The sequence below is a fragment of the Psychrobacter sp. APC 3281 genome, from assembly GCF_030407815.1.
In the GTDB taxonomy this organism is placed as follows: Bacteria; Pseudomonadota; Gammaproteobacteria; order Pseudomonadales; family Moraxellaceae; genus Psychrobacter.
Window position 1 is genome coordinate 327,507 of sequence record NZ_JASDCS010000001.1, and the last position, 12,689, is coordinate 340,195.

Consider the following 12,689-nt stretch of genomic DNA (forward strand, 5'->3'; position numbering starts at 1 on the left):
TATTTGGTTTCTTACTCTATGTGCACTTCTAATAGTAGGTGTTTTTAAGGATAGGCTTATCTTATAAAATTCAATAAGTTCTCATAGAATATCTAAGTAAAGTAATTTTTAATAGACTATTTAGCAAGCTAACCTGAATAACATTCAGCCTACCCTGAATAAACATTAGGTTAAAGTAGTTTATAAAGCAGGTTAATTTGTAGATAATGAGCACAGTTTTGCTTATATACTGTTTTTTGTAACTTTTGACCCCTTTTACGTCATAATAGTTACCTCTCATTTCTGCATTTTTAACTTGATTACTTTGGAATCGACTATGTCTGTATCACGTGCATCTTCACGTACCTATCTTCGTTTAAGTATTTTGAGCGCGCTTGGCTTACTTGCAGTAAATACCGCAATGGCAGCCACTTCTGAAAACACTTCCATCAACGATAGCAATTTGCCACAAGTTGAACTTGATGAGATCGTCGTAACAGCGACTCGCACACCTACTAAGACAAGTAATGTAATTGCGCAAACACGAGTAATCGATAAAGAAGAGTTACAACGTTATCAAGGTCAAACCGTTTTGGACGTACTCAAACGTCAGCCAGGCATTGCTTTTAAACAAAACGGTGGTCTTGGCGCTTCTTCAAACTTTTATATGCGCGGCTACGATAGCAAACAAGTCCTCGTATTGATTGATGGTATACGTTATAGCTCAGTCAGTGCTGGAGGCGCCGCGTTAAACTTGCTACCTGCTGATCAAATTGATCGAATTGAAGTTCTCTATGGTGCATCAGGTTCTAGCATCTATGGTGCGGATGCGATGGGTGGTGTGATTCAAGTATTCACTAAAGGCAGCAATATAGATCGAAGTAGCATGTCAGTTGCCGCAGGTATCGGCTCAAACGATCATTATGTATACGGTGCAAGCGCACAACTTGCCAATACTAATGGTACTACATTAAGCCTTTCAGCCAGTCACAACGAAACAGATGGTATCAATGCGACCCGTCCAGATCCCAGTAATCAAAATGACCCTTATAATAAAGACGATGATGGTTTTGAGAGCGACAGTGTAAGCTTAGCAGTCAATCAGCGTTTTAGCGACACGTTACTGACAGGTGCTAGCATCTTGTATAGTAAATCCACTACTGAATATGACGATGGTACTTTTGAAGACGCTCATGCTGATCAAGAAAACGGCGCAGCACAAGCTTATGTCGACTGGCAATATATGCCTGATGCCTCTGTTAAGCTCCAATATGGTCACTCTATTGATAAAAGCGAGTCTTATGCTAAGTATCCAAATGTATTCGATGGTACTCAAGACCAGATTAGCTTAGTTGGTAAAAACAAGCTGCTAGCTGGTGAAGGTGTTTATGGTCTCGAATACCTCACTCAAGACTTAGACAGCACGGCTTACAGTATTGATGACCGTAATGTCAAAAGTGCCTTTGCTGGCTATGTCATCGCCAATGACCGCTTTGATGCACAAGCCAACCTACGCTACGATGATGACTCACGCTATGGTGATGAAACCACCTATAATTTGGGCGGTGCAATGCATCTTAGTCCTGATTTCCGCGTTGGTGCGAGCTATGCTAAAGGCTTCCGCGCACCTGTTTTTAATGATTTAAGCCCTGTATATAGTGGTAACCCCGATCTAAAGCCTGAAACTAGCGACAACTACGAAGCTTTTGCTGAATACAACACTCTGCTACAGTCTACACGTCTCACTGGCTATTATAATGATGTTGAAAATTTAATCAGTTACGTCGCAAGCCCTACGCCTAGCAATCCTTATGCAGGAGCTAGTCAAAATATCAATGAAGCTAAAATCAAAGGTATCTCATTAACTTCTGACTGGGAAATGAACGACTATCTGTTTGGCGGCAGCTATGATTACCAGAAGGCAGAAGACAGTAGTGGCGGAAGTGATGATGGCAACTCTCTTCCCTACCGTCCTGAACACAAGGGCTTGGTATATGTCGGATACCGTCTGCCAAGTTTAGATATACGCGCTGAATATCAGTATGTAGGGGACTATTACAGCAGAATTACCAATACTGACTCTCAATTTGTAGACAACTATGGATTGCTGAACATCAGTGGTAACTACAAACTTACTGATAATTTATCTATGACTGCACGTCTAAATAACATCACTAACGAAGAGTATATAACAGATATTGGCTATAATACTGACGGTATTAACTACTTTACCTCTCTAACCTACAACTGGTACTAATTTTGGCTGAGTAGTATCAAAAAACATTAAAACAAAAAAGGTCATCAGTCGATGGCCTTTTTTATGGCTATAGATTCCTGTTTGAGGTTTTGTTTGTCTAAGGCGTCAGCTATTTATCTCAGTCAATAGGTGACAATTAACCACTCATCTATTACAATAACGACCTCCGAGAGGTGTTGCGCCATAATAGTGATTTACTGCATTAACATTCTATAGTTATGCAATCAAAGGTTATGTTAGGCTCGGTTAACTGTCGAGAGTCCATATTTTTGGTCGCTCACAGCGCAAACAACGGCACCTGCGTTTTTATTCTTTTTATCATTCGTTAACCACTGATAGGAGCATATTATGGACGCAGTGTCTACTACACCATCTGCCCATACGATCGATCCCTCTTTCACTGACTACAAAGTCGCTGACATCAGCCTTGCTGATTACGGCCGCCGTGAAATTACCCTTGCTGAAGCCGAAATGCCTGCCCTAATGGGTTTGCGTCGTCGCTACGAAGCAGACCAGCCGCTTAAAGGCGCGAAAATCGCTGGCTGTATCCACATGACCATCCAAACGGCTGTCCTTATCGAGACACTCGTCGCGCTTGGTGCTGAAGTACGCTGGACATCATGTAATATCTTCTCAACTCAAGACCATGCTGCTGCTGCAATTGCTGCTGCTGGTATCTCTGTTTATGCTTGGAAAGGCGAAACAGAAGAAGAGTATGAATGGTGCCTACGTCAGCAAGTCCATGTTGGCGGCGAAGCATCAGGCCAACTTTGGGATGCTAACTTAATCTTGGATGATGGCGGTGATTTGACTGCTTTGATTCACAATGATTATGCAGAGCTTCTTGATAACATCCACGGTATTTCAGAAGAGACCACCACTGGCGTTCATCGCTTGGTTGAGATGCTTGGTAAAGGTACACTTAAAGTACCAGCCATCAACGTCAACGATGCAGTTACCAAGTCTAAAAACGACAACAAATACGGCTGCCGTCATAGCTTAAACGATGCTATCAAACGCGCTACCGATATGTTCCTTGCTGGTCGCCGCGCTTTGGTTATCGGTTATGGCGATGTAGGTAAAGGCTCTACACAAAGCTTACGCCAAGAAGGCATGATCGTACGTGTTTCAGAAGTTGACCCTATTTGTGCTATGCAGGCATGTATGGACGGCTTTGAAGTCTTATCACCATACATTGACGGTGACAACACGGGCGGCGCAGCCAGCATCAACAAGCGCTTGCTTGAAGACACTGACATGATCGTCACCACGACTGGTAACTATCACGTTTGTGACCGTCATATGCTAGCAGCCCTTAAGCCTGGTGCTGTGGTGTGTAACATCGGTCACTTTGATACAGAAATCGACACACAGTTTATGCGTGATAACTGGCGCTGGGTTGAGATCAAGCCACAAGTTCATCAAATCTTCCGCTCAGACGATGAGAACGATTATCTAATCTTGCTTGCTGAAGGTCGCCTAGTAAACCTAGGTAACGCAACTGGTCACCCATCACGCGTGATGGACGGCTCATTTGCCAACCAAGTATTGGCTCAAATGTATCTGTTCGAAGAAAAATTCGCTGACTTGCCAGCTGACCAACGTACTGACAACCTATACGTAAAAGTATTGCCTAAGAAGTTAGACGAAGAAGTGGCCGCTGCGATGGTTGCAGGCTTTAATGGTACGCTAACCAAGCTGACCCAAAAGCAAGCTGAGTATTTGGGTGTGCCAGTTGAAGGTCCATTCAAGCCTGACGCTTATAAATACTAAAAGGAGCCTGACTGTGAGTAAGCCTGCTTTCTCCTTTGAGTTCTTTCCTGCAAAGACCGAGCAAGGTCACGAAAAGCTTCTCAGCACTTATGATGAGCTTAATAAGTTGTCACCAGCTTATTTTTCGGTAACTTATGGTGCGGGCGGTTCAACTCGTAGCCGCACCTTAGATATCGTACAGGCACTAAGTGCGCGTGGTACCACTGAAATCGCGCCGCACATGTCTTGTATTGGCGATGACAAGAGTGAAATCGCTGAATTGCTCGAGTATTATAAGACTTTAGGTATTAGACGCTTAGTAGCGCTACGCGGCGACTTGCCATCAGGTCAGGTGGGCATGGGTGAACTACCATTTGCGGTAGATTTGGTAAAATACATTCGTGAGCATTCAGGTGATCACTTCCATATCGAAGTGGCTTCCTATCCTGAAATGCACCCACAAGCGCGGAGCTTTGAGTTTGACATTGATAACTTGGTGAATAAATACCAAGCTGGTGCCAATGCGTCGATTACTCAGTTTTTCTACAACGCTGACAGCTATCTGTACTTGCGTGATAAGTTAGAGAAACGCGGTATTGACACGGTAGCTCAGCCTTTGGTCGCTGGTATCATGCCAATTACCAATTCAAGCAATCTCTTGCGTTTTGCTGATAGCTGTGGTGCTGATATTCCGCGCTATGTACGTAAGCAGTTGACGGATTTTGGCGATGATCGTAAAGCTATTCGCGAGTTTGGCTTTGATGTGGTTTGTCGCTTGTGTGAACGCTTGATTGCCGAGGGCGTACCTGCCATGCATTTTTATAGCATGAACAAAGTTGAGCCAAACAAACGCTTGGTAGAAGCATTGGGATTGACTGCTTAAACTTGTAAGCATTCTAGAATATCCTTTAATCATTCCTGAAGACATTATTAATGACTGGCGCTTTTAGGAGCGCCAGTTTTTTATTGTCAAAATTTTGACCAATAGCCCTTTACCGTTTTATTCATACACTTTATCTTATTTGATTTTTAAAAATTTCTTCACTGTGTAATAATGCTGCTCTAAAAATAATTATCTTTATTAAGAAAAATTCTCATAAAACAAATGTCATTAATTGTCTCAAGTGATATTCTATAGATCTAATAATAACTATACTCAATCAAATAATAGGAATAAGACCACGTGCGACGTTTTTTTTATGCCGTTAACAACGACAATGCTGATGCCTCATCACTACCTAAATTGGGTGAGTTACCGATAGGTAGCAATGTCGAATTACCCGATAGTATTGTCCATCACTGGTGCCGTGTACTACGAGCCAATATTGGTGATCAAGGGATTTTGTTCGATGGATTTGGCGGCGAATATACAGTAGAGCTACAGGCAATCAGTAAAAAAAATGCCACTGCTACTTTGCTTACACATATAGACGACGATCGTACGGCATCTACTATCACTCAGATTGGTTTGGTAATGAGCCGCGGTGAGCGTATGGATTATGCTATTCAAAAAGCAACTGAGCTTGGAGTGACTGCCGTTCAGTTACTCAGCAGCCACCATGGCGAAGTCACATTGAAACCTGCTCAAGTTGAAAAGAAACTGGCGCACTGGCAACAAGTAGCGATCGCCGCTTGTGAACAATGCGGTCTTAATCGTCCACCTCTTATTCTTGCGCCACAATCTATCAATGAATGGCTAAGCAATACCAATTCTGACGCTAAGGCTACTGAAGCTACGAAGGCGCAAATGGCCGTCAGTTCTATCGTTTCTGTGCTTAGTCATGATCCTTACTACCAAGTATTAGCAAACGCTGCAGACCTGTGTATGCAGATGAGCGTACCAGCAGCAGGACAGCCTGCTATGCCTAACGCTTTACCCGATATTCTTAAACAACAGACCCCTTATATCAAACTGTTGATCGGGCCTGAGGGTGGTCTGAGTCAAGATGAATGTCAGCAAGCGGAGAGTATTGGCTTTAAGCCTTGGCAAATCGGCACAAGAGTCTTGCGTACCGAGACTGCACCAGTGGTAGCGTTAGCTACTCTACATGCCTTAAGCCCCTAGTAAAAACTGATAAGTATTAGTATGACTATCGTAGTTTTTATCTTTTATGCTTATAGTCCAGAATAATGTCTATTCTGTATCGTGCATAGTAAAACGCGATGCCAACTCAATGTTAATAAATTGATAATGCAGTTCTTATTTTTATAAGCCTTTATCTTTTGTGAGCCACTATTATGAGCAATTTTGACACTATTCCAGTATCAATCAAGCAGCAGTTGATGAGTACGCTATGTGAACAGCTTGAAGACGCCATTTTTATACTAGACGAAAATCTACGTTATTTATCTGTCAATCCTAGCTATGAGCTTTTGATTGGCTACAAAGAAGAGTTTTTAATCGGTCGTCCACTTGGTATATATGCTGCTGAATTTTTATCAGAAGCAGAGCAAGTAATTCTAAAAGATATCAAGAAAAACTTAAACGAACATGGTTTTTATGAACTTGATTTTTCGATGGCCAACCGTTATGGACAGAATATTGACTGTCATATTACTTATCGCAAGATTTATGTCGAACAGACAGCCTACCATGTAGGTATGTTGCGTGATATGTCTGCAGTTATTAAAGATCAAAAACAGGTCGCCCATTTACTCAACTATGATCAGCTCACAGGTCTCCCTAACCGCAAGGTATTTTTGAGTCAGACAAGTGACATGCTATTGGATAGTTACCAAGAGGTTGTCCTTGTACGCTTAAACATTGACCGTTATCGCAATCTTGCCAGCCTATTAGGGCCTGATGGTGCCAATGATTTAATAAAAAACTTTGCAGAAGGAGTCGAAAAGCTCAAACTGCATAATTTACGCTCCTTTTCTCACTTTGGGGGTGATGATTTTGCGCTATTATTTGAAGTTAAAGATGCCAATATGGTACGTCATCAGCTAGACACACTCATGCAAATGTGTGAGCGTCCCTTCTCTACTGACAAGAGCCATGCGACAGATGCAAATATCTATTACCATATTTCTGTGGGTGTGAGCTGTTTTCCAAAAGACGATAACGAAGTAACGGGTTTATTGACCAAAGCAGAAAAAGCATTGGACTATGTCAAGCAGCATGGAGGCGATGATATACGTTGGTACGATGAGGCCATTGAAAGCGCTACCGCTGGCAGTTTAGAGTTAGAATCTGAGCTTAGGACTGCTACCATTGAAGGTCAATTCGTTCCTTATTATCAGCCAAAGTTCTCATTAGAGACTGGTGCTATCACAGGTTTTGAAGCATTGGTACGTTGGCAACACCCTACTCGCGGATTGCTCAAGCCCGTTCATTTTATCAATGCCATTATCGCGCACAAGCTCTCCTTTGATTTGTTTTCGCAACTGGCCATTAAAATCGTCAAACAATTAGCCATTTGGCAACAGCAAGGGTTTCATCAACACGTCTGTATCAACGCTGATGCTGCTGAGTTTAGCCACCCTGACTTCTTTGATATGGTCAGCACACTACTTACAGAGAATGACGTTGCTGCCCATCAGTTGCATATCGAAGTGACCGAGTCGTCTTTGATTCAGCGTCATGACAATGTAAAAAAACAGCTTAACTCGCTTAGAGAGCTTGGCGTACGTCTAGCGCTCGATGATTTCGGTACTGGTTATGCATCATTGAGCTACTTGCAAGAATACCCATTTGATTTTATCAAGATCGATAAGAGCTTTATCTCTAATATTGAAACCGATCGTACCCAGCACGCGATTGTAAAAGCCATTTTAGACTTAGCAGTCGCTTTAGATATGCAAGTCGTTGCTGAAGGTATCGAAACTGAGCAGCAGCGCGATGTGTTGTTAGATATGGGTTGCAAAATTGGTCAGGGCTATTGGTTTAGCAAACCCGTGGCTGCTGATGTCGCCACGGCGATGTTGATTAAACAAAACGGTTCTGAGTAAACAAAACGGTTCTGAGTAAACGCTAAGCTATTCGCTATACGTTATTAATCATAAACTACTATGTTAAGACTCCTAGCATACGAGCATGTTTAATGTTTATCACGTTTATATCTGTGAAATAACTTACATGCTCGGTTCTACCAAATAATGTTGTCATTTGTACTGATGCGTTTGTCTTTATGGCGAACGCTATTTTTTTGGCTGTCGTTTTTTCACGTTAATACTAATCATATAAAGGACTATCTGTCTTAGTAACGTTAGGGTTTTCATATGCTTAATGCTGCTGTTTCCTAGCGCCTAACGTCGATTGCATAACCGATGCAAGATAGGTTCATGACTTATCAGTCCTGTCACCAAACTTGTATAATCACCTATGAAAGCCTATCTTTTATAGTGAATTTGTTAGAGCACATTTAATCTCTCATTGACTCTGACAATCACCACTCTTTTTAACACTATTTTATGTAATCGATAGCATGGTTGACCTGCTTTACTGTTTATCCTTTATTTAGATTTCCAGACTGGCTAGGTAAGAATAACGCACTAGAGGATAGTGCGACCATATGCTCATTATTGGCTATGATCGGTTACATTCCAAAAAGGACAGGAAGTTATGCAATACAAAGCGCCCTTACGTGATATCCAATTCGTTATGCATGAACTACTCGATAGTGAAAGCCACTACAAAACTTTGCCTGCGTTCCAAGAAGCTGACCGCGAGCTAATGGACAGCCTATTTGAAATGGCTGCAAGCTTTGCTGAAAACGAACTGTCACCATTGAACCAAAGCGGTGATGCTGAAGGCTGTAAGTTTGACAATGGTAAGGTCACCACGCCAAAAGGCTTTAAAGAAGCTTATGACGCGTATTGTGAGCTTGGCTTCCCTGCTTTATCTGCTGAAGAAGATTTTGGCGGTCAAAACATGCCGTTCTCATTGTCTACTGTCATCAATGAAATGGTTGGTACGGCTAACTGGTCATTCTCTATGTACCCTGGCCTATCACATGGTGCTATTCAAACCATCGAGCATCATGGTACTGACGAGCAAAAACAAACTTATTTAGAAAAAATGGTCACGGGCGAATGGTCAGGCACCATGTGTCTTACTGAAGCGCATGCGGGTTCTGACTTGGGTATCATCCGTACCAAAGCCGAGCCTAAAGAAGATGGTAGCTATAGCATCACGGGTCAAAAGATTTTCATCTCTGCAGGTGAGCATGACCTAACCGGTAATATCATCCACATTGTCTTGGCTCGTCTACCAGGCGCACCTGCTGGCACCAAGGGTATCTCACTATTTATCGTTCCAAAAATGACGGTTAACGCAGATGGTAGCGTTGGCGAAAGCAACAATGTCGTTTGTGGCTCTATCGAACACAAAATGGGTATCAAAGCCTCTGCAACTTGTGTCATGAACTTCGATGGCGCAACAGGTTACTTGATTGGACCTGAAAACCGTGGCCTACAGTGTATGTTCACCTTTATGAACGTGGCACGCATCGGTACTGCTGTGCAAGGTTTGACTGCAGCAGAGTATGCATTCCAAGGTTCATTGACTTATGCAAAAGACCGCTTAGCGATGCGTTCACTATCAGGTACGAAAGCACCAGAAAAAGCAGCTGATCCTATCATCGTACATCCAGCGGTTCGTAACATGCTATTGACTGAAAAAGCCTTTGCTGAAGGTGGTCGTGCGCTAGTGTATTACCTCTCACATTTTGCAGATACCGTTGCAAAAGGCGAAGGCGAAGAGTTGAAGTTTGCTGACCAAATGTTGTCACTACTGACACCAATCGCTAAAGCGTTCTTGACTGAAACAGGTCTGGAAGCTGCCAACCACGGTATCCAGGTTTATGGCGGTCATGGTTTCGTTAGCGAATGGGGTATGGAGCAGAACGTACGTGATACGCGCATTTCTTGCTTATACGAAGGTACCACAGAGATTCAAGCACTTGACTTGTTAGGTCGTAAAGTCTTGGGTTCACAAGGTAAGCTACTTGCGAACTTTGTAAACGTTATCCAAGAATTCTGTGAAGAAAACAAAGAAAACGACGAAATGGGTCAGTTCATTCGCCCACTTGCCAAGCATCTTAAAGAATGGGGCGATTTGACTGCACGCATCGGTATGCAAGCAACTGAAACGCCAGATGCTGTCGGCGGCGCTGCAGTAGACTATATGTATTTCAGTGGTTATGTGACCCTAGCCTACTTATGGGCGCGCATGGCACTGGTTGCTCAAACTGCTATCGCAAACGGTACTGGCGAAAAAGCATTCTATGACGCTAAAGTTAAAACAGCTCAGTTCTACTTTGCTAAGTTATTGCCACGTACTACTACGCACGTACAGCGTATTAGCACTGGTGTAGAGCCATACATGAGCATGGACGTTGATCAGTTTGCCTTTTAATTAAAGCGCTAAACTTCGCAATCGTATAATCTGAGCGGCAATATACTTCGGTATGTTGCCGCTTTGTTTTGCGCGTGCTTATGACAACTATCAACATAGTTTTAACAGTAGCAATTGTATTAAAGCACCAACCTATCTACCTTCTCACATCATAGTTCTCGGCAAGGTGTCTATAAGTACTTCAATAGCCGCTGCTAACTTTTGGTGTACGCACAATTCACGAAGAAATACACTCGCTCACAAGCTTATTTGTTAAACTTTGATTATTAATCGCTAAGGTTATACCAAGAGAACAGTTGATAATCTTAACAACTTCGATTTTAATTATTTGAACCAAAGGAATGTTTATGGCTGTTTATAATGCCCCTCTTAATGACATGCGCTTTATCTTAAATGACGTATTCAAAGCGCCAGAGTTTTGGCAAAACAACGAAAACTTGGCTCATGTCGACATGGAAACTGTCGATATGATTTTAGAAGAAATGGGAAAACTGTCAAAAAACATTCTACTTCCTATTAACCGTAGCGGTGATGAAGAAGGCGCAACTTTTGAAGGTGATGGCGTCGTCACGACTCCGACAGGATTCAAAGAAGCCTATAAGCAATATGCTGAGTCAGGCTGGGTTGGTTTAAGCGGTAATGCTGAATACGGCGGTCAAGGCTTCCCTAAAATGGTTACCATGCTCACCGAAGAGATGGTTTTCACTGCCAACCAATCATTTGCCCTATATCCAAACCTAACAGTTGGTGCGACGCTTTGTTTAAATGCGGCTGGCTCTGAAGAGCAAAAGCAAACTTATCTAGAAAAAATGTACAACGGCGAATGGGCGGGCACTATGTGCTTGACAGAGCCGCATGCTGGTACTGATTTGGGTATTATCAAAACCAAAGCCGTGCCTAATGATGATGGTAGCTATGATATCTCTGGTACCAAAATCTTTATCACTGGTGGTGAGCATGACCTTACTGACAACATCATTCATTTGGTATTGGCAAAAACACCTAATGCACCAGAAGGCTCAAAAGGCATTTCACTATTTGTCGTACCGAAATTCTTGGTCAATGCAGATGGTAGTTTAGGCGAGCGCAATACGTTAGCGGTAGGCTCTATCGAACACAAAATGGGTATCAAAGCCTCTGCGACTTGTGTCATGAACTTTGATAATGCTAAAGGCTGGATGGTTGGCGCGGAAAACACTGGTCTATCATCAATGTTCATCATGATGAACTACGAGCGTGTCACTATGGGCTTGCAAGGCCTTGGTGGCTCTGAGCTTGCTTATCAAAATGCGGCTCTATATGCCAATGACCGCGGTCAAGGCCGTAGCGATACCCAGCTACAAAGTCCAGAAAAACCTGCTGATGCTATTATCCATCATGCTGACGTCCGTCGTATGCTATTGAACGCCAAAGTAAACACTGAAGCGTCGCGCTGTTTTGCGATGTACGTTGCCAAAAACCTTGATGAAGAGAAGTTTAGTACCGATCCTGAGTCAGCCAAAGCGGCTGCAGCTCGTGTTGCCCTACTGACACCAGTTGCTAAAGCGTTCCTGACTGATAAAGCACTGGAAGCCACTGTTGATTGTCAGCAAGTATTTGGTGGTCATGGCTATATCCGCGAATGGGGTATGGAGCAGATCGTTCGTGATACCCGTATTGCACAGATTTATGAAGGCACCAACGGTATTCAGGCGCTTGACTTACTAGGTCGTAAAGTTGCGCGTAACAACGGCAAGTACGTCACTCATTTCTTGGGTGAGATTCGTGACTTTGTTAGCAACATGCAAGCAGACCACGCTATCAAACAAGCTACGTTGAATGCAGCAGCTACCATCGAAGAGCTAACCACAACTGTGCTTAACAACATCGGTGAACGCAAAAACGAAATCAATGGCTGTGCGGTTGACTACATGCATGCGTTTGGCTACCTTGCTTACTCATACATGTTTGCATTGATGGTAGAAGCTGCTAATGGCAAAGAAGGTGAGTTTTATACCAATAAAGCTAAGCTTGCTGACTATTTTGTCGGTCGTGTCCTACCACGTATCGATGCTCATGCACAAATGGTCAAAGCTGGTAGTGACCCAATGATGAACTTTGATCTTGCCTATTTCGACGTTCCTGCAAGCTAAGCTAGCTTTAAAACTAACTTAAAATACCTTGATTAAAAGGACAGTCGTGTTACTGTCCTTTTTTTTGTCAAAATAACTGCTAACAAAATAATTCAATATCAATTGGCAGTTCCGATTAAAATAACGCAAGACAAGATGTCGCTCGACTACGATTGAACGATTGGCAAACATTACTCAACCACTTATACCGACTTAAATAATAAAAACGATT

The 12,689-nt window shown here is 42.8% G+C and carries 7 protein-coding genes; all 7 read left to right on the forward strand.

Annotated elements, in window-relative coordinates:
• Window positions 1-316 precede the first annotated feature (316 nt).
• A complete protein-coding gene (locus QL886_RS01315; RefSeq protein WP_290177367.1) occupies window positions 317-2,236 on the forward strand; it encodes a TonB-dependent receptor in 1,920 nt (639 codons plus the stop codon).
• A 348-nt stretch (window positions 2,237-2,584) separates the two neighbouring features.
• On the forward strand, window positions 2,585-4,009 hold the full coding sequence (gene ahcY / locus QL886_RS01320) for an adenosylhomocysteinase (protein WP_101204984.1): 1,425 nt from the start codon (window positions 2,585-2,587) through the stop codon (window positions 4,007-4,009).
• A 13-nt stretch (window positions 4,010-4,022) separates the two neighbouring features.
• Window positions 4,023-4,871 (forward strand): methylenetetrahydrofolate reductase [NAD(P)H], encoded by an 849-nt coding sequence (gene metF, locus QL886_RS01325; RefSeq protein WP_290177368.1) that lies wholly within the window; start codon window positions 4,023-4,025, stop codon window positions 4,869-4,871.
• Between the two features lie 300 nt (window positions 4,872-5,171).
• Window positions 5,172-6,053: a 16S rRNA (uracil(1498)-N(3))-methyltransferase gene (locus tag QL886_RS01330; protein ID WP_290177369.1), complete on the forward strand. Its 882-nt coding sequence runs from the start codon at window positions 5,172-5,174 to the stop codon at window positions 6,051-6,053.
• Between the two features lie 173 nt (window positions 6,054-6,226).
• The gene (locus tag QL886_RS01335; protein ID WP_290177370.1) at window positions 6,227-7,939 is read left to right on the forward strand and encodes a GGDEF domain-containing phosphodiesterase; all 1,713 of its coding nucleotides are present in this window, start codon (window positions 6,227-6,229) and stop codon (window positions 7,937-7,939) included.
• A gap of 613 nt (window positions 7,940-8,552) precedes the next feature.
• Window positions 8,553-10,346, forward strand: a complete 1,794-nt coding sequence (locus QL886_RS01340; protein WP_101204980.1) for an acyl-CoA dehydrogenase C-terminal domain-containing protein — start codon at window positions 8,553-8,555, stop codon at window positions 10,344-10,346.
• A gap of 347 nt (window positions 10,347-10,693) precedes the next feature.
• Window positions 10,694-12,478 carry an acyl-CoA dehydrogenase C-terminal domain-containing protein gene (locus QL886_RS01345; protein ID WP_290177371.1) on the forward strand — a complete coding sequence of 595 codons (1,785 nt, stop codon included), beginning with the start codon at window positions 10,694-10,696 and terminating at the stop codon, window positions 12,476-12,478.
• The last annotated feature ends 211 nt before the right edge of the window (window positions 12,479-12,689 follow it).

Bases quoted from the DNA above. Each gene is read 5' to 3' on its own strand.
- QL886_RS01315 (WP_290177367.1), top strand. From the start codon at position 317: ATGTCTGTATCACGTGCATCTTCACGTACCTATCTTCGTTTAAGTATT.
- ahcY (WP_101204984.1), top strand. From the start codon at position 2,585: ATGGACGCAGTGTCTACTACACCATCTGCCCATACGATCGATCCCTCT.
- QL886_RS01335 (WP_290177370.1), top strand. From the start codon at position 6,227: ATGAGCAATTTTGACACTATTCCAGTATCAATCAAGCAGCAGTTGATG.
- QL886_RS01340 (WP_101204980.1), top strand. From the start codon at position 8,553: ATGCAATACAAAGCGCCCTTACGTGATATCCAATTCGTTATGCATGAA.
- QL886_RS01345 (WP_290177371.1), top strand. From the start codon at position 10,694: ATGGCTGTTTATAATGCCCCTCTTAATGACATGCGCTTTATCTTAAAT.